This is a genomic window from Pirellulales bacterium, assembly GCA_035533075.1.
Classification (GTDB): Bacteria; Planctomycetota; Planctomycetia; order Pirellulales; family JAICIG01; genus DASSFG01.
The window spans coordinates 1-21447 of sequence record DATLUO010000075.1; the positions used below are offsets into that span (position 1 = coordinate 1).

A 21447-nucleotide genomic window follows, 5' to 3' on the forward strand; every position below is an offset into this window, starting at 1 on the left:
AAGCAGCACGGCGGCCAGCGGCTGGAAACGCCGCAGTTGATGGTTCCCTATCGCACGCAGTGGAACTGGCAACAGCCGCCCGGTCCTCCGCCCGGCCGGCCGTTCAACGAGCAATGACGCGATGCCGGTGGCGCTAACGAAGCAAAAAAATGATGGTCGCCACCACGCCCAGCAGGCCGAGGGCACAAAACCAAAGCGGTCGCCCGGACAGGCCCGACGCCGAATGCACGACATACTCGCCGCAGTAGGGACATTGCTCGGCGTCTTCATAAATCTCTTCGCGGCACGAGGGACAGCGCACCAACTCGGAAGAGTCGTCGTCGGCCTCGTCCGGCTCGGGGTCTTCCCAGTCGTGGTCGTCAATCATGTCTGCCAGTATGGCCGCAGATGCCGCCTGAAACCATGCCTCATTCCAAGAAGACCGCGCCGCGTGGAAGTTAACGTTACCGCATCCGGTTCCAGGCCAAAGCCAGCGGCGCGGTGGCCAGGGGTGCCACGGCCAGCGCCGCGATGCCGACCATCGTTGCCAAGACGGCGGGCCGCTGCGACGCTTGCATCACGTCGGCCGCATGCGCCACCGCAGAGAGTGTCGCCCAGAAACTCACCGCCACATAAATGGTTGGCCAGCCAACCAAGCCGCGGCGGCGGGCCGCGACGAAGGCCATCACGGTGCCGATCGTGGAAAGCGCCGCCACCACAACGGGCAGGCCGACGAAGAACTGCTGGGCCGCCTGGCGAGACAACGCCAGCTTCGCCAACATCGAAATGGCGATGAAGGTGATGAACAGCCCAGCGAGTAGTTGCAGCAACAGTTTCGATCGTCCGGCCAATGAGACCCAAGCCATCAAGCCCATCATCGTCCAGGCGCCGACCAGGCTGGCCGGAAAATACCACCACTCGATGCCGCGCGGCAGCAGAGGTCGTGGAGCGGCTTCGACCGCGCGGAGGACCAAAGAAATCGTCAGCAACGCGGCGAGCCAGATGATCCACGCCAGAAGGAGGCCTTTCGCGCCGGTCTTCAGAATGGTGCGGGCCATTTCCGTGCTCGTCATCGGACGCGTCGCCAAAAACTGCCCCATGCTCAGATCGGCGTCGCTTGACCCGCAATTGCCGAGCACTAATCCGCCCAGCAGCCCGGCGGCAGACACCAAGCCGCCGCCCGCCAGGATTCCCTCGTACAGTGTCGTCGCGTCCCGGCTACTGATGAGCCAGATGCAGCAGCCCGCGATGATCCCGAAGATCGTGATGGCGGGCATCAACCGTCCCTTCTGCCGCCATTCGAACCACGACTGAGCGTGAGCGGCGGAGCGGAAGGACGCGCCGGAGGCCGGCGCAGGGTCCAACAAACGATCGAGCCAAGGAATCATTCCCAGTCCCGGCAGCGTGTCGCCGCGGCGCGCCCGCGAGACGCCGTTGACCGCGACGCAATAAGCGAGTGCCGCGAACGCCGCCAGGGTTGCGATCTCCACGGTCGTCACCTCGGTCCAAAAGAAACTTGGCTGCGAGGTGATTGCCCCATAACACGATTTGAACCAGACGCCTGCGCATCCCGTGACCAAGGCCATGACCGGGACTTCCCAGCCCGATTTGTCGGTCGACCAAATCGCCGACTGGACCGCTGCCACCAACACTGCCGAGAACAGGGCCGGTCCCAAGATCGGCCAACCGACACCGAATGCGGCGTTCAACACGGCACTGCTCATGGCCGACAGCAGTGCGGTGACGGTCATGACCGGGAACATTCGCCAAGCGACGAGCGACGCCGTCGTCACCGGCAGGGCATAAAACCGCGACGGCGGTTCTTGTGCCCCGAAGCCGGCCGCGATGAACATCGCCAGGTTCATCAACAACAGCGCCATGTGCATCGTGATTTGGCTGGAGTCGCGGAAATCGACGACCCCCTCTTGCCGCAGCACGGCGAAAAAGAAGGCGGGCATCGCGATCGCACCTAGCGCTGCGGCGATGAGATTCCAGCGGCCGTGACGCCACAACTCCCAGATCATGGTTTGCGGAATGGACCGCATGGCATTTCCTTTTCCGGTCAGGCGTTGATTCGCGATACAAAAATCTCGTCGAGCGTAAGCGACGCGTCGCCCACGACGGTGGCGCCGATCGCTTCGGCGGCGCTGCGCAACTGGCCGCTCTCGCCGCTGCAGATGTAGGTCCACTCGGCCCCCTCGCCGGCCAGCGACAGGGTTCCGACCAGCGACGGCGGCCGCTCCAGCGGGTGCTGAAAGCGGAGCGTCATGCGGCGGTGAGTATCTTTGATTTCGTCCATCGCCGCGGTGAGCACGATGCGGCCCTGATGGATGATCGCCACGCGGTCTGCCACCCGCTCCACCTCGTCGAGCAGGTGCGACGAAAAGAGCACGGTCCGGCCCTCGTCGGCGATCGTGCGGATAATCGCGCCGAGAATATCTCGCCGCACGACCGGATCGAGGCCCGACGACGGCTCGTCGAGAATGAGCAACTCGGGCCGATGTGCCAGGGCGACCAGCAGTCCGGCCCGCGCCCGTTGCCCGCGGGAGAGTTCTTTCACCTTGGCAGAAACGTCGAGGTCGAAGGTCTCGCGGAGTTCTTCGGCGTAGCGCTCGTCCCAGTTCGGAAAGAAGGCCTGGGTATAACGCATCAGCTCGCCGACGCGCATCCAGTTGGGCAGATCGCGGTCCTCGGAGAGATAGCCGATGCGGCCCAGTGTGCCGACGGGGTTTTGCACCGGGTCGAGACCGAACACGGCCACCGTGCCCGACTGCGCCTTGAGCAGCCCCAACACGTGCTTGATGAGCGTGGTCTTGCCGGCGCCGTTGCCGCCAATCAGCCCGAACACGCCGCCGCGAGGGACGGAGAGCGAAAGGTCGTCGAGTGCCGTTTTGTCGCCAAAGCGTCGGGAGACGCGGCGGATATCGACCACGGGCGGAGCAGAAGAAGGAAAGGGTTCGTGCATGGCGTTACTCCTGGCGACGATGAGACTGCATCGCCGAATGGCGTTGTTCGATGAGCTTGACGACGTCCTCAAACGCGATATCCATCTGCCCCGCCTCGGCCAGCAGGGAGTCGATGCGCTGGGTGAGAATCTTGATCCGCTCGCGGCGGGCCAGCGGCGAGCCTTGATCGGAAACATAGGTGCCGGCCGTGCGGCGCTTTTCCACGATGCCGGCGGTTTCCAGCTCGCGATAGGCCCGGGCGACGGTGTTGGGGTTGACGAGCAGCCGCTCGGCGAGCACGCGAATGGGCGGCAACTCCTCGCCGGGCGACAAGCGGCCGGAGGCCACCAGGTATTTCACCTGGTTGACGATCTGCTGATAGATCGGCACTCCGTCGTCGGTAGAGATGTGCAACTGCACGGTTTGGCTCCGGACGCCCCGCATGTCATTTGTACTAATCCAATAGTACAAAGATCGCGGCCGGTGTCAAGCGGCCGTGGGATTTTCGATTTTGGATTTTGGATTGGGCAGGTCAGGAACCCTGAACCCTGAACCCCGAACCGGAGTCAGCGACTCGCTTGACGCGGACCGTCGTGGCGGGCAGATTAAAGTCTCGCATTTCACGGAGCCAGGCATGCCACGACATCGAGGCCACATCGCACGACCACGGGCCACGGACGACCGGCAACGGACGGTCCACCGTCTGTTGACGACCGTCTCTCTGGCCATTCTCGCCGCCGCGGCTTCGGCGAGGGCTGCCGGGCCGATTGCCGAACCGTGGGACTACGCGCCCGCCATGCGGCAGGTGGCGGCCCGCGGCAAGGGGCGGGCCGGCGTCGTGCTGCACATCGGCGATTCGTTGACGTATTCGAACCCCTACGGTCAGTGGGCGCGGCTGGGGGCCGGCAAAACCGACGTCGACAAACAAGCGCTGGCATGCATGCATACCGGTGCCGACGACGATCGAGATGGTTGGTGGCTCTGCCGCTTCGATCATCCCGACGGCGGACGCTCGCACACGGCGGCCGGCGGCCTGCGGCTCGATGAGCTGCTGGCCGGCGGCAAGCAAGGGCTGCCGTCGCTGGCGGAACTGCTCGACCGCTACCGGCCACAAGCCGTCGTGCTCATGATCGGCAGCAACGACGCCTCGGTGGGCAGGGACCGAAAGCAGTTTCATGAGCAGCTCGTCGCCGCCGTAAGCCTGGCCCTCGATCGCGGCGTGGTCTGCGTCCTATCGACAATTCCGCCTCATCCCAGGAATCCCGAGCTGGCGAAGCACTACAATGAGTCGGTCCGCGAGGTGGCCCGCGGCCGCAATCTGCCGCTCATCGACTTGGAGCGAGAAATCCTCGCGCGCCGGCCCAACGACTTCAACGGCACGCTGCTGGAGAAGGACGACGTTCACCTCAGCGCGGTGCGCGGCGAATTGAATTCCGCCTCGGAGCCGACCGATGAAAACCTGCGGCAAATCGGCTATCTGCTGCGCGGTTGGCTCTCGGTACGCAAACTGGCCGAAGTCAAACGACGCGTATTCGATGGGCTTGATAACCACGCGGCGACCAACCAGCCGCCGAAGCCCGCGCACAAAGCGGTGGCCCGCGGCGAGACGGTCCGCCTCAACATCACGCGCGACACTTGGTTTTCGGAAGTCGGCAAAGAGGCCGACGGCAACACGGGCGGGTCCGACAGATTGAAGGTCAAGTCGATTCAAGAGATGTCGTTGGTCGATTTCGATCCCGCCCCGTTGCGCGGCCGCCTGGTGCGATCGGCGCAGCTCCACGTGCGGCTGCGCGGCCCCGAAATCCTCCGCCGCATGACGGTCGGCAGTTTTTCGGCCGAATGGGTCGAAGGGACCGCCAGCGGCTACGAGGCCCAGCCCGGCAGTTCCTGCTTCAACTGGCGCAAGTATCCCGACGTGCCATGGGCCTATCGAGGCAGCGATCTGAGCGAGGTGATCTTCGGCCGAGGCGGGAGCCGTTGGCGCACGACCGACGCCTCGCCGCCGGGCGAAGGCGGCTGGCAGACCATCGCGGTCGCTCCCGATGTACTCGCCGCCCGCGTGGCTGGCTGTAGTTACGGCTTGTTCGTGTTCGACGACACCGGTTCGGAATGGACCTGCCAAGGCGAGCAGTTCAAGCCCTGGCTGTTTCCCAACCGCTTCTTTCACAGCCGCGAGAGCCGCGAGCGGAGCGCACCCTATCTCACCGTGGAATTGGGCGAGCGCGACGACGAGCCGCCCGAAGCGCCCACCGATTTGAGCATCGAAACCAAGGGCCTGCCGCCCGGCGAAGCCAAAGTGTCGTGGTCGATGCCGAAAGACCGCGGCCCCGGCCAGACGATCGGCTTTCACGTACTGCTCGATGGCAAGCCGTTGCCTCGCTACCTGATTCCCATCGCCTCAGCCGCGGGCGAACGTGTGACCATGCACCTCCGCGATGTGCCGGTTGCCGGCGGCGCCGAGCTTGAAGTGCGGGCCGTGGACAGTGCCGGCAACGAAGGACCGCCCGCGAAGCTGCGCGTGAAGCCAGCATGCCCGGCTGAGGCCCTGTCGCCGCCGCTGGAAGTGCCCCGCGAGCGCGTCATGGCCTTTAATGCCTTTCTCGGAGCATCATCGCTGCCGACACTGGCGGGAGTCAAGATCGCGGTGATCGACCCGCTCGACAAGGTTGATCTCGATTCGGGAAAAATCGTTCCCGAACAACCGGCAATCTATCTGGCGTCCAATCATCTTTGGGATGCCGAAACGCGGGAGATTCACTTGCAGGCCGCGAAGAACGAGTTCGTCGGGTTTCAGTTGGTTGTGAAAGGTGGTTTGCACGGACTGGCAATCGCAACTTGGCTTCCCGACAACCAGGCGACATTCGATATCCAATGGGGCCGCCTGTTTCCACTTCGTGTCGGGAAGGGCGAGTTCACCGACCCGGTTTTGCCGCTGGAAAACCTCGCCGCGAACCAGCGTGCCGGCTTCGAAACGGAGAGCGGTTTTCGCAACGGCAACCTCGTCGGCGAGCGCGGAGGAGCGCTGCTTTGCGAGATTCACGTTCCGCACGATTCCCCGGCCGGTGAATACGCTGGCTACGTGTTGCTCAGCAAGAGGCAGGGCGGCGTTCGCCTGCAACTGCACCTCAAGCTTCACCTGACCGTGTGGGACTTCACCCTGCCCGACTATCTAAGCTTCCTGCCCGAGATGAATTGCTACGGGCTGCCGGAGAACGAACGCGACTATTACCGGCTGGCGCACGAGCACCGCACGTTCCTCAACCGTTTGCCATATCATCAAAATGGCGCGATCGCCGACGGCTGCGCGCCCAAATGGGACGGCAAGCGGTTGGAGTGGGACGCTTGGGACACGCGCTTCGGGCAGTATCTCGATGGCTCGGCGTTTGCCGACCTGCCGCGGCGGGGCGTGCCGGTCGACGGCTTTTATCTGCCCTGGCACGAGAACTGGCCGTCGCCGATGGAGGGCAACTACAACGGCGACTACTGGGCCGATCGGGCCTTCCCTGAAAGTTATCGTCAGGCGTTGGTCGAAGTCGCGCGGCAGCTCGCCGAGCACATCGACCGGCGGGGCTGGCATGACACGCTGTTCCAGGGCTTCTTGAACAACAAGAACAACTTCAAAGAGCGAGGCTGGTCGCGTGGTTCGTCGCCCTGGCTGTTGGACGAGCCGGCCAATTTTCAGGACTACTGGGCGCTGCGTTGGTTCGGCCAGGCGTTTCACGAAGGGGCCGACGCGGCGCGGGGCAAAGCGAGCGTGCTGTTTCGCTGCGACATCTCCCGCCCGCAGTGGCAACGCGATTTGTTCGACGACGTGCTCGACTATAACGTCGTGGGCGGGGCGATGCGGCGTTATCGGCGGATGGTGCTCGACCGCAAAAAGGCGACCGGGCAGGTGGTGATCGAATACGGCTCGGCCAATGCGCTGGAGCGAAGCAACGTGCAGCCGGCGGCCTGGTGCATCGACGCCTGGTCGTTGGGGGCCGACGGAGTGTTGCCTTGGCAGACGATCGGCACCGATCAGTCGTGGCGGCAGGCCGACACGCTGGCGTTATTCTATCCCGGCAAGCCCGCCGGTTACGACCAGCCGGTCCCGTCGCTACGGCTCAAGGCGTTTCGCCGCGGCCAGCAGGACGTCGAGTATCTGACGCTCTACTCGCAGCTTAAAGGAGTGCCGCGATGGCAGATCGGCCGGCAGGTGCGCGAGTGGCTCGGTCTGTCTGGGCAACGGCGCGCCAGCGGAGTGCCGGCCGCCGAAGACGCGGGCGTGATCGACTACGGCAATCTGCTGCCACAGAACCTTTGGGCGCTGCGGACCGGCATCGGCAAAGAGCTCTCGGCCGCGCATCCGCCTGCCAAACGTCGCTTAGTTGAGTTCAAAGTGCCGGCGCGGCCGCTTCGACCGATGAGCGAGTTCGTTGTCGAGGGGCCGTGAGCGGTTTATTCGATTCCGATACGGGTTATACTACCCCTATGCCCTCAACCGACAAGCAAAACACGATCGCCAACGGCAACTCCAACGCTTCGACCGCGCCCGCCACGGGCCGTGTCGGCTCGATCGACGCCTATCGCGGGTTCGTGATGTTTTTGATGATGGCCGAAGTGCTGGCGCTGGCCGCCGTGGCGAAGAAGTTGCCCGACAGCGAGCTTTGGCAATGGCTGGCCCATCACCAAACGCACGTCGCCTGGCGCGGTGCCTCGCTGCACGACTTGATTCAGCCGTCGTTCTCGTTTCTCGTCGGCGTGGCGTTGCCGTTTTCGCTGGCCAGCCGGCATCGGCGTGGCGAGCCGCTGTGGTTCTCGTTGCTGCATGCGGCCTGGCGGGCGGCGATTCTCGTGTTCCTGGGCGTCTTCCTCCGCTCGGTCGGCCGGCCGGAAACGAACTACACCTTCACCGACACGCTCGCGCAGATCGGCCTGGGCTACTTTCCGCTGTTTCTGATCGGTCTCGGCCCGCCCAAACTGCAATGGGCTGTCTTGCTCTTGGTCCTGGCCGGCTACTGGTCCGCCTTCGCCATGCATCCGCTGCCGTCAGGCGGCTTCAACTACGCGGAGGCGGGCGTCGCGAAGGACTGGGAGCACAACGCGACCGGATTTGAGGCGCACTGGAACAAGAACACGAACGCCGCTTGGGCCTTCGACCACTGGTTTTTGAATTTGTTTCCGCGGCAACAGCCGTTTATGAACAACGAGGGCGGCTATGCCACGTTGAGCTTCATTCCCACGCTGGGCACCATGTTGCTGGGACTGATCGCCGGCGGATGGTTGCGCGCCCCGACGCCGGCGTCGCGAAAGCTGGCCTGGATGGCGGTGGCGGGCGTGGTGGGCCTGGCGCTGGGTTATGCGGCCGACCGCTTCGGCCTGTGCCCGAACGTCAAACGGATATGGACGCCTTCCTGGGTGCTGTTCAGCGGAGGCTGGTGCTTTCTGTTGCTGGCGGCCTTTTACCTGGTGATCGACGTGGCGGGCCTGGCGGCGTGGTCGTATCCGCTGCGAGTGATCGGGGCGAACTCGATCGCGGCCTACGTGATCGCGCACTTGTTCCGCGGTTTTATTCGCGGCTCGTTCCACACGCACTTGGGGCAAGACGTGTTTCGCGTCTGGGGCGAAGCTTACGAGCCGTTCGTTGCCGGCGTGGCCGTGCTGACCGTCTACTGGCTGATTCTGTGGTGGATGTATCGCCGGAAGATCTTTTTGAGGGTTTGATGCGCCGCAATGAAGAGAGGCCGGTGGGAGTCGAACCCACTTAGACCGGGTTGCAGCCGGTTGCCTGGCCGTCTGGCTCCAGCCTCTCGACCCCGTGTGCGCACGGGACCGCATTGGGCAATGACTGGGATAATATCGGCCGGCCGGGCCGGCAGGCTTGAATTGGCCGAGAGGCTTCTTTACTCGCCGCCCACCGCGTGATAATTTGCCCCTTTCTAGTTCATGACACGGACGGAGATGATGCCCGAACAGGTGATCGACTTCCAACAGCAAAAGCAGGTCCTTCGCGAGCAGGCGCACGCCAATCGGCGGGCGCAAGAAGATAAAGACGAGCTCAGCCAGCGGATTTGCGAAACGTTCGTCGGCTTGCCCGAATACGCGGCGGCACGCACAGTGATGTTTTACGTCGATGTGCGGACCGAAGTGCGGACGCGGCAGTTTCTTCCCACGGCCCTGACGCACGGCAAGCGGATCGTCGTGCCCTACTGCGTGGAAGGCGACCTGGAACTGTTTCACCTGGCCGGCATGGAGGAACTGGCCGTCGGCATGTACAAGATTCTGGAGCCCAAGGCCGAGTTGCGGGACGTGCCGGCCAAGAAAGTGGCGGTCGAACAACTCGACCTGGTGATGGTGCCGGGCGTGGCCTTCGACCGTCGCGGCGCTCGCATGGGCCACGGCTTCGGCTACTACGATAAATTGTTGGAGCACGTGCGGTTCGATGCCCCGCTGGTGGCGTTGGCCTTCGAGTGCCAGCTTTTTGCCGAGATACCGATGGCGGCCCACGACGTCTTCATGGACAAGATCGTCACTGAAGAAAAGATCTACGTCGGCCTCGGCCGAGGGGCCTCGGGGTGAGGGGAGATTGCGAATTGCGAATTGCAAATTTGCAATTGCCTGACGGCTGACGGCTGACGCCTGACGCCTCTTGCCTGGCGCCTGACGCCTATCGCCCGACGCCCAACGCCCAACGCCCAACGCCCAACGCCTATCGCCCAACGCCCCACGCCCCACGCCTCTTCCTCTCGCCACCCATGGCCCACATCGACGACACCTACGCCGAGGCCTTTCGCAGCATCTACGCCGAGGTGCTGATCACTGCCCGTGACCGCGGTTGGCTCGATCGCGCCGTGGCGGCGGCGACCGGCAACGCTTCCAGCACCATCCTCTGCGATTGCGAGGCCGGATTCGATCGCTACGTCGGTCCCGGCGGCGATGAGTCGTTCATCACGCCCGACCGACGGCCGGGAGCACTGGTGCAGTTCCACGTGCCCCGCTTCCGCAAAGACCGTGTCGAGGCCCTCCAGCGGTCGCTGTTGGTGCGGCTCAGTCAGAACGTGCTCACTTGCCCTACCGCGGCCTGTTTCAGTCCGCTCGAGGAAGAAACGTTTTTCAAGCTGGGCCGCAAGATCGCCTTTTTCGGCGATGGCTACCAGCGGCGTGAGCTACGCCACGGCCGGCGAGTTTGGGTCATCCCGATTCTTGGCGGCGAGTTCGTGATCGACCGGCGCTTCGGTTATCGCGACGGGCTGATGGGCGGCAACCTCTGGTTTCTGGGCCGCGACATTGACGCCGCGCTTCTCGCGGCCGAGCGTGCCCGTGACGCCGCCGCGGCGATTCCCGGCGTCATCCTGCCGTTTCCCGGCGGCATTGCGGCCAGCGGCTCGAAGGCGGGCAGCCGCTACTCGTTCGCCGTGGCCAGCACCTACGCCGAGTTCTGCCCCACGTTGCGGGACAAGCTCGGCGAACGATCGCGCGTGCCCGACGGCGTACAATCGATCATGGAAATCATCATCAACGGCCGCGACCTGGAGACGATTGCCGCCGCCACGCAAGCGGCCATTCGGGCCGCCGTCGATACGCCGGGGCTGCTCACGATCTCGGCGGGCAACTACGGCGGACGGCTGGGCAAGAGCTTTATTTACCTGCGGGCCGATCGTGTCTGACCTGGCCGAATACAACTGGGCCGCCTTGACCGCCGCCGGGCTGGTCGACCGCGCGGAATACTTTGCATCGCTGGGGTCGACCAACGACCATGCGCGCGAGATCGCCGCCATGCTGCCGCGAGACGAACGGCGGTTGATTGTGGCCGACGAGCAAACGGCCGGGCGCGGCCGCGGGGCCAACCGCTGGTGGACCGCTCCGGGCAGCCTGGCGTGCAGCCTGCTGTTCGATCCAGCCGGGCGCGGCATCGAGCGCCAATACTTTCCCATGATCTCGCTGGCGGCGGCGATTGCGATTGCTGAGACGGCAACCGTGGCCGCCTCGCGAGTCGACGCCGGCCTGCACTGGCCGAACGATGTCTTTATTGCCGGCAGCAAGCTGGCGGGCGTGCTGATCGAGGCCTTGCCCGACGGCAGACACGTGCTGGGCATGGGCTGCAACGTGAACAACCGCGCCAAACACGCGCCGCCGGAATTGTCGAACGCGGTCGTCTCCTTGGCCGACCTCACCGGCCGCGATCATTCTCGCGGCGAGCTGCTCATCGAAATCCTGCGGCGGCTCGACGAGCGGCTCGACGAGCTGGCCCGTTCGCCGCACGCGGTCGGTCGTCGGGCGGACGAGCTTTGTTTGCAGCACGGCAAGTTCTTGACGATTCGGTCCGGCAGCCGGGAAGCATCGGGAATGTGCGCCGGCATCGCCGACGACGGTGCCTTACTGCTCGACACGATCACCGGCCGACAGTGGTTTTATTCCGGCGTGCTCGTCAAGAACACCGATGGCTCAGCGTGATTGCGAACTTGGCCGCTGCATGTTCTTTAAGCAATTCTTTCGACGAACCGGTCCGTGGAAACGGCGGGCCCGTTGACCCAGTGGAGAAACGGGGCCAACGCCAGCGTGGTCCAGCAGCAAAATTCGGCCCACCGCCGGACTTCGTGGGGCGTTAGGGCGTATTCCCGGGCACGCCGCTACTGCACCTTCGGCGCGGACGTACGCGGGGCGTTGCGAACGACTTTCCCGTCGGCGGTCATGGGCACACCGCCAGATAGTCGCTTTGGCTGTCGAGGTTTTTCAACCGCGCGTCCAGCGCGGCCCGCGATGGGTCGTCGTCCTCGACCGCGATGCCCGTGCCGGGCACCGCTTCGACCGCTTGCGGTCCGGCTTCCCAGCGCGATCGCCTTGAGCCGTTACTTGCATTCACCGCCCAATCTGGTACTTTGGCTGCTACGTCGCGCCTGCCTACGTCGGGCACGCGCGCGAAGCACGTCGCGGTGAGCTGACCGAGGGCATCGGGTGAGCAACGTTCGCGGCCCCGAAGGGGCGTTCTTCGATCGCCAAGGGGCGCAACCCAGTAGCGTAAGCGTCCTCGCTTGCGTCCGTAGGCCCGAACGGGCGCTATTCCGCCGACGTGGCGCCCAACTGCCTTTCCTCCAAGAGGCCGCCATGCCTAAGCGCACCAGCAAAACCGGTGGCGAACGGTTCATCGTCGGTAACAGCGACGACGACTGGAAGGTGCATCGTTACTTGCGCGACTGGTGCGATGTCTCCAAGGGCCTCGACGTCGCGACAGGCTACTTCGAGATCGGCTCGCTCTTGGCGCTCGGTGGCCAATGGCAGAGGCTCGGCACGGGGGGCGTCTGATGCCGCGCATCTTCGATAATATCGACCAGCAGCTCCTACCCGCGCTCTGCGAGATGCTCGCGATCTCCGATCGGGCAGACTTTTGCGTCGGCTATTTCAACCTCCGTGGCTGGAAGCAAATCGATGAGCTGATCGATCGGTGGTCCGGCGGTCCCGGGCACTGCTGCCGGCTATTGGTCGGCATGCAAAGCGCGCCCGCCGACGAATTGCGTCACGCTCTGAGCATCGTCGAGCGCGACGGCGACATCGACCAACAGACGTCCATCCGCCTGAAAAACCGTGTGGCCGACGAATTCGCCAAGCAGCTCGGCCTCGGTGCGCCCACGAACCGCGATGAGATCGGGCTTCGCCGCCTCGCCGCCCAAATCCGCGCTAAGAAGGTCGTCGTCAAGCTGTTCCTTCGCCATCCGCTGCACGCGAAACTTTATCTTCTCTTCCGCGCGGACCCCATTGCGCCTTCCGTCGGGTACCTGGGGAGTAGCAATCTCACGTTCGCCGGGCTGTCGAAACAAGGCGAGCTGAACGTCGATGTGGTCGATCACGACGCCTGCCAGAAACTGGCCCGCTGGTTCGAAGACCGCTGGAACGACCGCCGGTGCCTCGACATTTCGGACGAGTTGGCAAAAATCATCGAGCAGAGTTGGGCCCGCAGCGAGCCGGTTCCGCCCTACCATATCTATCTGAAGATGGCCTTCCATCTCTCGAAAGAAGCGTTGGAAAGCATTCGTGAATTCCGCATCCCACGCGAGTTCGACGGCAAGTTGTTCGATTTTCAAGCCGCGGCCGTCAAATTTGCGGCGCACCATTTGAACAAGCGCGGCGGAGTTCTGTTGGGTGACGTAGTGGGGCTGGGCAAGACGCTCATGGCCACTGCGTTGGCCCGCATTATGGAACTCGATCACGGCATCAGCACGCTTATTCTCTGCCCGAAAAACCTGGTGCCCATGTGGACCGACCACGCGCACCAATACGGCGTTCCCGCGAAGGTTGTTCCGTTCAGCCGAGTGGCCCACGAGCTGCCGAACGTCCCTGCCCGCTTCCGGCTGGTGTTGATCGACGAAAGCCACAACCTGCGCAACCGCGAAGGAAAACGCTACCTGCTGATTCGCGAATACATTCAGCAAAGCGCCAGTAAGACGGTGTTGCTCTCGGCCACGCCCTATAACAAGAGCTTCATCGATCTGGCCAATCAACTTCGCCTGTTCCTTTCGCCCGAAGAAGACATCGGGATCATGCCGGAGGCGTTGCTCCGCGAGGAAAGCATCGTTGATTTCGAGGCGAAACACCAGTGCAAGCCGCGCACGCTGGCCGCCTTCGAAAAAAGCCGCCATGCCGACGACTGGCGCGAACTGATGCGGCTCTACCTGGTGCGGCGAACGCGCACCTTCATCGAAGAGAATTACGCTCACCGCGACGATGCAACCGGCCGGAACTATCTCACCTTCCCCGACGGCCGACGCTTCTATTTCCCCAAGCGCGTGCCAAAGACGGTCAAGTTCGAGATCAACGACGACGATCCGCTTGACCAATACGCGGCGCTCTATTCTTCCGCGGTTGTGGACACCGTCGACGGGCTCAACCTGCCGCGTTATGGCCTGGGCAATTACATCGCCGAAACGCCTCACGACCCGCCTACGGCTGCCGAGGGCAAGGTGTTCGCCGACCTGTCGCGGGCCGGCAAGCGGCTCATGGGCTTTTGCCGCACGAACCTCTTCAAACGGCTGGAGAGCAGCGGCCAGGCGTTTGTGCAGTCGATCGAGCGGCATATCCTACGGAACTACGTTTACCTGCACGCCCTCGAGGCCGTCGAGTCGCTGCCGATCGGCACGCAGGATGCCGCGTTCCTCGATTCGCGTTTCAACGACGCCGATACTTCGCTCTTCGCCGACGATGAAGACGACAACGGCGAGCCCGATGCCGCCCCACTGCCGTTGCGCACAGAGCGCGATTTTCGTGAGCGGGCGGCCGAGATTTACGCGGAATACGCCGGGCGGCTGAAGCGGCGTTTCAAATGGGTGCGAGCCGACCGCTTCTTGCCGCAACTCGCCGACGACCTGCGTGCCGACGCAAAAGCCCTGCTCGGTGTGCTTAAGAATGCCGGCCAATGGGATGCCGACCGCGACGCAAAGGTCAACCAACTTGCCGAACTCGTGAGCCACACGCATTCCGCCGACAAGGTGCTCGTGTTTACGCAGTTCGCCGATACGGTCGACTACCTGGCCGGCGAGCTGCGCGCGAGGGGCATTGAGGCTGTCGCTGCCGTTACCGGCGAGACCGACAATCCCGCGCGGCTTGCCTGGCGATTCAGCCCCCGCAGCAATAATAAGCTGGATAGCGTGCCGCCCGCCGAAGAAGTTCGCGTGCTGGTCTCCACCGATGTGCTTAGCGAAGGCCAGAACCTGCAGGACGCCGCCATCGTCGTGAACTACGACCTGCCTTGGGCCATTATCCGGCTTATCCAGCGCGCCGGCCGCGTCGACCGCATTGGGCAAGAATCGCCCACGATTCGCTGCTACTCGTTCTTGCCGGCCGACGGCGTGGAACGGATCATTCAGCTTCGCGCCCGCGTGCGGCAGCGGCTGCGTGAGAATGCCGAAGTCGTCGGCAGCGATGAGGCCTTTTTCGAAGACGATCACAACGACCAGGCCGTTCGCGACCTGTTCACCGAAAAGGCCGGCATTCTCGACGGCGACGCCGATACCGAAGTCGATCTGGCCTCCTACGCCTATCAGATTTGGAAAAACGCGCTCGACCGCGATCCGACCTTGGAAAAGACGATCACTTCGCTGCCCGACGTCGTCTATTCGACCCGCCCACACAAACCGGCCGACGACGCGCCCGAGGGGGCGCTGGTCTACATCCGCACGGCGCAAGAGAACGATGCCTTGGCCTGGATCGACAAGCGGAGCAAGAGCTTCACGGAGTCGCAGCTTGCCATCCTCAAGGCGGCCGAGTGCGCTCCCGACACGCCTGCTTTGCCGCGGCTGGACAACCACCACGAGCTGGTGCAGGCTGGCGCGGCGCTGATTGCCCGGGAAGAGAAACAGGCCGGCGGCGGGCTCGGCAGCCCCAAGGGCGCGCGTTATCGCACCTACGAGCGTCTCAAGCGGTTTGCCGACGAGACCGCCGCCCAGCGGCCGCTCTTCCCGCTCAAAGAATTGCGTCAGGCGATCGACGACATTTACGCCTATCCCTTGCGTCAGGCGGCCATCGACACCCTGAACCGCCAACTTCGCAGCGGCATCAGCGACGCCGACCTGGCCAACGCGGTCATCGAACTGCGCAGCCAGGGGCGGCTCTCGATCATTCACGAAGAAGACGAAACGCAGGAACCACGGATCATCTGCTCGCTGGGGCTGAAAGCGACATAGGAGCCTGTGGAATGTATTTGGTCTATTTCGACGAGTCAGGAAACTCCGGCACCAATTATGCCGACCCGCAACAGCCGATTTTCGCGCTCAGCGCCTTGCTTGTTCCCCACGAAATCTGGCCGCAACTTGAGCGCGACCTGGAAGCGACCATCGAAAGGTTCTTTCCTTCACCACGACGGCCCGGCTTTGAGGTGCATGCCGGCAACATCTACTCCGGCCGCGGTGAGTTCCGGCATAGCACGATCGATCATCGGCTGGCGTTCTGCGATGCATGGCTTGAGGTGGCTCAGAAGCACGGGTTGAAGCTGATCTCTCGTGCGATCAGTAAACGCCGCTTCCAAACGTGGTTGCAAGGCGAATTTGGATTGGGCGTATTGATCAATCCACACGTGGTTGCCTTCGCGCTCGTGGCCCGCGTGGTCGATGATTACCTTCGTTCGCTTCCTGGCTCACCGCTTGGCATCTTCATCTCGGACGAAAACAAGGAAATCGTCCACGACATCGAAAAATCGATCAAGGTGCTGCGGGGCATCGAAGGCGCATTGAAGCTTGGCCCGATCATTGAGAAGGGTTTCTTCATTGATTCATCAAAGAGCCTGCCGCTGCAATTGAGCGACCTCTGCGCCTACAATGTGCGAAAAAAGGAGGAGCAGAAGGCTGGCCTCGCCGTACGGTCAATCCACGACCGCGGCATTGCCGGAATCGAGCCACTGATTTATCGCGGAAAAGAGGCCTGGCAAGATGTGTTGGCGTGGATCACAACACAGCAGACCGGCCCGGAATAAAAAGAGCGGCCAGGGACTATTGTCCGGAGTCGGTGGAAACCGGCCCATGCTCGTCGCTAGAACTATCCTACGCCAAAATCGAACATATTCAAGAGCAACTTACGGCCCCCTATGGCGATAGATTTCAACCGCATTCGAGACTGCCTGAAGCGATTCGAGTTCCAAACGCTGTTTGTCGAAGAACTTGGCTGGTCGCGCCCGACGAACCGCGCGGAATCATCGTTTAGCGTCAAAGACACCCGCTTCACCCGCCGGCCGGTGGCCCAACTTGCCGGCGCGGCCGTCTTCGAAATCGCGGCCGAAGGCGGCGCCATCCCCGACGCCAAGCTCCGCGCGGCCGTCGAAAAGGAAATTGCCAAGCAGCACCACGAAAACGTGCTGATTTTCGTCGACGCCGAGCGCACGCAAAGCCTGTGGTACTGGGCCAAGCGCGACAACGGCAAGTTCTATCCCCGCGACCACCTTTTTGTTCGCGGCCAGCCGGGCGACCTGTTTCTCAGCAAGCTCGGCCAGATCGTCTTCGACCTGAGCGATTTCGACGCCGAAGGGAACGTCAGCATCGTCGAGGTCGCCCGCCGCCTGCGCAGCGCGCTCGACGTCGAGCGGGTCACCAAGAAGTTCTACGGCGAGTTCCAGGAGCAGCACATCGCCTTCCTGGAGCTGATTAAGGGCATCAGCGACGAGCGCGACCGCCGCTGGTATGCCTCGGTGCTCTTGAACCGGCTGATGTTCATCTACTTCTTGCAGCGCAAAGGCTTTCTCGACGGCGGCCGGCTGAATTACCTGCAAGAGAAACTGGCCGACAGCCAACGCGAGGGCCGCAACCACTTCTTCAGCGGCTTTCTCAAACTGCTGTTTTTTGAGGGATTCGCGAAGCCCGAAGAAAAGCGATCGCCGGAAGCCCGTGAGAAGCTGGGCGCGATCAAGTATCTCAATGGCGGGCTGTTTTTGCCGCATCACGTCGAGCAGCGCTATCCCAAGCTCGACGTCCCCGACAAGGCGTTCGAGAACCTGTTCGCGCTCTTCGAGCGTTATTCGTGGAACCTGAACGACACGCCGGGCGGCGACGACAACGAAATCAGTCCCGACGTGCTGGGCTACATCTTCGAGAAATACATCAACCAGAAAGCGTTCGGCGCGTATTACACGCGGCCCGAAATCACCGAGTATCTTTGCGAGCGGACCATTCACCGCCTGATTCTCGACGCGGTCAATACGCCCGAAGAACTGACGCGGCACGGCACACCGGGCGTCCGCGTGCGCCGCTACAACGAGCTGGCCGAGCTACTCATGGATCTCGACGCTCCACTCTGCAAGCGGTTGCTGTTGGACGTGCTGCCACAATTGAGCCTGCTCGACCCCGCCTGCGGATCCGGGGCTTTTTTGGTGGCCGCCATGAAAACGCTGATCAACATTTACGCGGCGGTCGTGGGCAAGATCAAGTTCCTGGGCAACCCCGAATTGAGCGACTGGCTGGCCAAGACGGAGCGCGCCCATCCGAGCATCAATTATTTCATCAAGAAGTCGATCATCACCGACAACTTGTTCGGTGTCGACGTCATGGAGGAGGCGACCGGGATTGCTCGCCTGCGGCTGTTCTTGGCGCTGGTCGCCTCGGCCGAGACGGTCGAGCAGCTCGAGCCGCACCCCGTTGGGGTGCCGCGGTTTGCCGTACCCGATAACCCAGGGCTCCGCTGCGCTGCGCTCTTGGCTATCGAATCAGGCTCCTTCGAGGCCGGCGGGCTGCGCCCGTACAATGCGAACCTCTACCAAGCCACGCACTCTCCTTAACTCATGCAGATAGATTTCAACCGCATTCGAGACTGCCTGAAGCGATTCGAGTTCCAAAACCTGTTTGTCGAGGAGCTTGGCTGGGACCGCCCGCCGCCCGACGTGCAATTAACCGTCGGTGGCAAATCATATAAGTTGCGCGCAGTCGCACAGAAGCGGGGCTTTGTCGTTTACGAGTGGGCCGCTGCATCGAGCGAGCCGATTCCCGATTCGACGCTCGGCCGCAAGATCGACCGCGAACTGACGAAGCACACCCGCGAACACATCATCGTCTTCACCGACGCCGCCCACACCATGCAGGTCTGGCAATGGGTCAAGCGCGAAGCGGGCACCGCGCTTTCTTGCCGGCGACACACCTTTCACGTCAGCCAGCCGGGCGACTCATTGCTGCAAAAGCTCGACAAGCTTTTCGTGTCACTCGACGAGGAAGAGGACTTTTCGATCGTCGATGCCGCCGGTCGCGTGCGCGCGGCTTTCGACGTCGAACGCGTCACCAAGCGATTCTTCGAGCGCTTTCAGGCCGAGCACGAGGCGTTTCTCGGCTTCGTCAGGGGCATCCGCGAACAGGGCGACCGCGAGTGGTATGCCTCGCTGATGCTCAACCGTCTGATGTTCATCTACTTCATCCAAAAGCGGCGGTTCCTCGACGGCGATGTCGATTATCTCCACAATCGCCTGACACGGGTCAAGCTGCTGCGAGGCAAAGACAAGTTCCACAGCTTTTATCGCCAGTTTCTGTTGCGGCTGTTCCATGAGGGACTTGGCAAGCCGCCGCACGAACGCCAACCCGATCTTGAAGAGTTGCTGGGCAGCGTTCCCTATCTGAACGGCGGCCTCTTCGACCAGCACGAGCTGGAGCGGGCCAACCCCGACCTGGAAATTCCCGATAGCGCCTTCGAGCGCGTGTTCGCCTTCTTCGAGGAGTTCGATTGGACGTTGGAGCCGCGGCCGCCGGCATATTACGCCGCGAACCCTCGGGCGCGGGAAGAGATCAACCCCGACATTTTGGGCTACATCTTCGAGAAATACATCAACCAGAAGGAGATGGGAGCCTATTACACCAAGGAAGACATCACCGACTATATCTCGAAGAACACGATTATTCCGTTTCTGCTCGACGCGGCTCGCAAAGATTGCGCGGTCGCTTTCGGCGCCGGCCGTCCGTTATGGCGGCTGCTCGAAGAAACGCCCGACGCCTATCTCTACAAAGCGGTTCGCGCCGGCGTGATCGACGACGATGGGCAGATCGTTCCCTTGCCGGCCGAAATCGCCGCGGGACTCGACGACGTCTCGCGCCGGGGCGGATGGAACAAGCCGGCCGATGCCCCGTTCGCTTTGCCGACCGAAACCTGGCGAGAACATGTCGCCCGCCGCCGCCGTTGCCTGGAATTGCGGGCCAAGCTGGCCGCGGGCGAAGTCCACGAAATCGACGACCTTATAACCTACAATCTCGACATTCGCCGCTTCGCTCTCGACGCGATCGAGAATTGCGAGGGGGCGGAGTTCCTGCGGGCTTTCTACCAAGCGCTTGCGCGGGTTTCGGTGCTCGACCCCACCTGCGGCTCGGGCGCGTTCCTCTTCGCCGCGCTCAACGTGCTGGAACCGCTGTATGAGGCCTGTCTGGACCGCATGCAAGAGTTCGTCGACGACGCCGACGCGTCGGGCACGAAGCGCCGCAAAGAAGCCATTGACGACTTCCGCCAGACGCTCGACCGCGTGGCCGCCCATCCCAGCCGCGCCTATTTCATCCACAAGTCGATCGTGGTCAACAATCTTTACGGCGTCGACGTCATGGAAGAGGCCGTCGAAATCTGCAAGCTGCGGCTGTTTCTTAAGCTGGTGGCCCAGGTGGATGACGTGCGGCATCTCGAGCCGTTACCGGACATCGACTTCAACATCCGCGCCGGCAACACGCTCGTCGGCTTTACATCGCTGGAGGAGATTCGCAAGAGCCAAGAGGGCAAGCTGGCGTTTTCGAGCGCCGAGATTGCCAAAATCGAGGTTCAAGCGACCGCGGTTGATCGCCAGTTCAAGCGTTTTCGAGCATTGCAGACGAATGGCGCGTGCGAGGCTGATAGCGCCGCGGAGATTGCTGCGGCGAAAAATACGCTGCGCGGGATTCAAGCGGAACTCGGTATGCAGCTCGACCAATATTTGGCAGGGGAGTACGGCGTCGATGCCAGCGACGGAAAGCAGGCCAAACGCTTCCATGAGTGGCGCGAAAACCACAGGCCCTTCCATTGGTTTGTCGATTTCTACGGCGTGCTGGCGAACGGCGGCTTCGACGTGATCATTGGCAATCCGCCGTACGTCGAGCTGTCCGACGTTCGATCGCAATACAACGTCATCGGTTTGTCTCTTGTCAGCACCGGCAACCTCTATTCCTTGTGCGTCGAACGATGCCGGCCGCTGCTCCAAGAGAGGGGGCACTTTGGCGTAATCGTGCCGATCAGCGCCATTTCGACACCTCGAATGCTGCCGCTGATGCGCTTTTTGGTCACGAGTTTCTCGTGCCTGCACGCCGCAAATTTCGCGGTACGCCCAGGGAAGCTATTTACCGGCGTAGACATGAATCTGACGATTCTCTTGGGTTGCCAGCCGAACGGCATCGAGGGCCATCGGCAGCTCTTCTCGACCCAATACAACCGTTGGCAAGAACCAGCACGACAGGTACTCTTCCAAACGCTTTCTTATGCGCCCACAAACTTCGGCGAGGACATAAGCTCACTGCCAAAAATGGCATCGGATGAAGCAGCGAGTGTTTTGGTCAAGATAATGGGCGTATCCCGCATGAGTGCGCTTGCAGCCATCCGCTCTAATGGCGAAACCGTCTACTACCACAGCGGCGGCCGGTATTTCCGTAAGTGCCTTAGAGAGAAACTATCGAACGAGTATAAGGAGCTGAGCGTTCCACAAGGCTCCGGTGACGCGGTACTTTGCCTCCTCTCGTCATCGCTTTACTATTGGTTCTGGATTTCAATTTCCGATTGTTATCATGTGACGAAACGCGATATTGCCGCTATGCCGTTCCCCGCGACTCTCGCTGGCGATTCCTGCTTTCATCGGCTCGCCGACCGTCTGCTGGGAGATCTTTGGACGCACGCCCAGAAGCGTCAACGGAACCGGGCCAATGGAGAACAACGCGAGGAGGTGAATTTCGACGTGTCGAAGTCAAAGCCAATCCTGGATGAGATCGATGCTATCTTGGCGCGCCACTTCGGGCTAAGTCCTGAAGAGATGGACATGATTGTCAATTACGACGCGAAGTACCGGATTACGGAGTTGGAGTCCTAA

15 protein-coding genes and 1 tRNA gene are annotated in these 21447 nt (G+C 62.5%); 10 read left to right on the forward strand and 6 right to left on the reverse strand.

Annotated features, from left to right (window positions below):
• Positions 1 to 133 precede the first annotated feature (133 nt).
• From VNH11_09935 to VNH11_09950, 4 genes are all read right to left on the reverse strand, one after another.
• The gene (locus tag VNH11_09935) at positions 134 to 367 is read right to left on the reverse strand and encodes a zinc-ribbon domain-containing protein (protein HVA46671.1); all 234 of its coding nucleotides are present in this window, start codon (positions 365 to 367) and stop codon (positions 134 to 136) included.
• 76 nt (positions 368 to 443) lie between these two features.
• On the reverse strand, positions 444 to 2024 hold the full coding sequence (locus VNH11_09940; GenBank protein HVA46672.1) for a hypothetical protein: 1581 nt from the start codon (positions 2022 to 2024) through the stop codon (positions 444 to 446).
• A 17-nt stretch (positions 2025 to 2041) separates the two neighbouring features.
• On the reverse strand, positions 2042 to 2944 hold the full coding sequence (locus VNH11_09945; protein HVA46673.1) for an ABC transporter ATP-binding protein: 903 nt from the start codon (positions 2942 to 2944) through the stop codon (positions 2042 to 2044).
• Between the two features lie 4 nt (positions 2945 to 2948).
• Positions 2949 to 3368, reverse strand: a complete 420-nt coding sequence (locus VNH11_09950; protein ID HVA46674.1) for a GntR family transcriptional regulator — start codon at positions 3366 to 3368, stop codon at positions 2949 to 2951.
• 190 nt (positions 3369 to 3558) lie between these two features.
• Between VNH11_09950 and VNH11_09955 the strand changes: the two genes are divergently transcribed.
• Together VNH11_09955 and VNH11_09960 are read left to right on the forward strand one after the other, a co-directional pair.
• Entirely contained in the window at positions 3559 to 7356 is a 3798-nt protein-coding gene (locus tag VNH11_09955) for a GDSL-type esterase/lipase family protein (protein ID HVA46675.1), read from the forward strand.
• 38 nt (positions 7357 to 7394) lie between these two features.
• Complete coding sequence (locus tag VNH11_09960) at positions 7395 to 8627, forward strand: DUF5009 domain-containing protein (protein ID HVA46676.1); 1233 nt, start codon at positions 7395 to 7397, stop codon at positions 8625 to 8627.
• A 15-nt stretch (positions 8628 to 8642) separates the two neighbouring features.
• Here VNH11_09960 and VNH11_09965 read toward each other — a convergent pair.
• Positions 8643 to 8713, reverse strand: a tRNA-Cys gene (locus VNH11_09965).
• Positions 8714 to 8849: 136 nt separating this feature from the next.
• Between VNH11_09965 and VNH11_09970 the strand changes: the two genes are divergently transcribed.
• From VNH11_09970 to VNH11_09980, 3 genes are all read left to right on the forward strand, one after another.
• A complete protein-coding gene (locus VNH11_09970; GenBank protein ID HVA46677.1) occupies positions 8850 to 9482 on the forward strand; it encodes a 5-formyltetrahydrofolate cyclo-ligase in 633 nt (210 codons plus the stop codon).
• 176 nt (positions 9483 to 9658) lie between these two features.
• The gene (fhcD, locus tag VNH11_09975) at positions 9659 to 10570 is read left to right on the forward strand and encodes a formylmethanofuran--tetrahydromethanopterin N-formyltransferase (GenBank protein ID HVA46678.1); all 912 of its coding nucleotides are present in this window, start codon (positions 9659 to 9661) and stop codon (positions 10568 to 10570) included.
• Entirely contained in the window at positions 10563 to 11357 is a 795-nt protein-coding gene (locus tag VNH11_09980) for a biotin--[acetyl-CoA-carboxylase] ligase (protein ID HVA46679.1), read from the forward strand. Before fhcD ends, VNH11_09980 begins: the two co-directional genes overlap by 8 nt.
• A gap of 235 nt (positions 11358 to 11592) precedes the next feature.
• On the opposite strand, the gene VNH11_09985 is transcribed toward VNH11_09980, so the two are convergent.
• Positions 11593 to 11766 carry a hypothetical protein gene (locus tag VNH11_09985; GenBank protein HVA46680.1) on the reverse strand — a complete coding sequence of 58 codons (174 nt, stop codon included), beginning with the start codon at positions 11764 to 11766 and terminating at the stop codon, positions 11593 to 11595.
• A 242-nt stretch (positions 11767 to 12008) separates the two neighbouring features.
• Between VNH11_09985 and VNH11_09990 the strand changes: the two genes are divergently transcribed.
• From VNH11_09990 to VNH11_10010, 5 genes are all read left to right on the forward strand, one after another.
• Positions 12009 to 12206, forward strand: a complete 198-nt coding sequence (locus VNH11_09990; GenBank protein ID HVA46681.1) for a hypothetical protein — start codon at positions 12009 to 12011, stop codon at positions 12204 to 12206.
• Entirely contained in the window at positions 12206 to 15577 is a 3372-nt protein-coding gene (locus tag VNH11_09995) for a helicase-related protein (GenBank protein ID HVA46682.1), read from the forward strand. The genes VNH11_09990 and VNH11_09995 overlap by 1 nt, the downstream gene beginning before the upstream one ends.
• Before the next feature lie 17 nt (positions 15578 to 15594).
• Positions 15595 to 16362, forward strand: a complete 768-nt coding sequence (locus VNH11_10000; GenBank protein HVA46683.1) for a DUF3800 domain-containing protein — start codon at positions 15595 to 15597, stop codon at positions 16360 to 16362.
• A 111-nt stretch (positions 16363 to 16473) separates the two neighbouring features.
• The gene (locus VNH11_10005) at positions 16474 to 18153 is read left to right on the forward strand and encodes a DNA methyltransferase (protein HVA46684.1); all 1680 of its coding nucleotides are present in this window, start codon (positions 16474 to 16476) and stop codon (positions 18151 to 18153) included.
• Positions 18154 to 18156: 3 nt separating this feature from the next.
• Positions 18157 to 21447: a DNA methyltransferase gene (locus tag VNH11_10010; GenBank protein ID HVA46685.1), complete on the forward strand. Its 3291-nt coding sequence runs from the start codon at positions 18157 to 18159 to the stop codon at positions 21445 to 21447.

Bases quoted from the DNA above. Each gene is read 5' to 3' on its own strand.
- VNH11_09935 (HVA46671.1), bottom strand. From the start codon at position 367: ATGATTGACGACCACGACTGGGAAGACCCCGAGCCGGACGAGGCCGAC.
- VNH11_09940 (HVA46672.1), bottom strand. From the start codon at position 2,024: ATGCGGTCCATTCCGCAAACCATGATCTGGGAGTTGTGGCGTCACGGC.
- VNH11_09945 (HVA46673.1), bottom strand. From the start codon at position 2,944: ATGCACGAACCCTTTCCTTCTTCTGCTCCGCCCGTGGTCGATATCCGC.
- VNH11_09950 (HVA46674.1), bottom strand. From the start codon at position 3,368: ATGCGGGGCGTCCGGAGCCAAACCGTGCAGTTGCACATCTCTACCGAC.
- VNH11_09955 (HVA46675.1), top strand. From the start codon at position 3,559: ATGCCACGACATCGAGGCCACATCGCACGACCACGGGCCACGGACGAC.
- VNH11_09960 (HVA46676.1), top strand. From the start codon at position 7,395: ATGCCCTCAACCGACAAGCAAAACACGATCGCCAACGGCAACTCCAAC.
- VNH11_09970 (HVA46677.1), top strand. From the start codon at position 8,850: ATGACACGGACGGAGATGATGCCCGAACAGGTGATCGACTTCCAACAG.
- fhcD (HVA46678.1), top strand. From the start codon at position 9,659: ATGGCCCACATCGACGACACCTACGCCGAGGCCTTTCGCAGCATCTAC.
- VNH11_09990 (HVA46681.1), top strand. From the start codon at position 12,009: ATGCCTAAGCGCACCAGCAAAACCGGTGGCGAACGGTTCATCGTCGGT.
- VNH11_09995 (HVA46682.1), top strand. From the start codon at position 12,206: ATGCCGCGCATCTTCGATAATATCGACCAGCAGCTCCTACCCGCGCTC.
- VNH11_10005 (HVA46684.1), top strand. From the start codon at position 16,474: ATGGCGATAGATTTCAACCGCATTCGAGACTGCCTGAAGCGATTCGAG.
- VNH11_10010 (HVA46685.1), top strand. From the start codon at position 18,157: ATGCAGATAGATTTCAACCGCATTCGAGACTGCCTGAAGCGATTCGAG.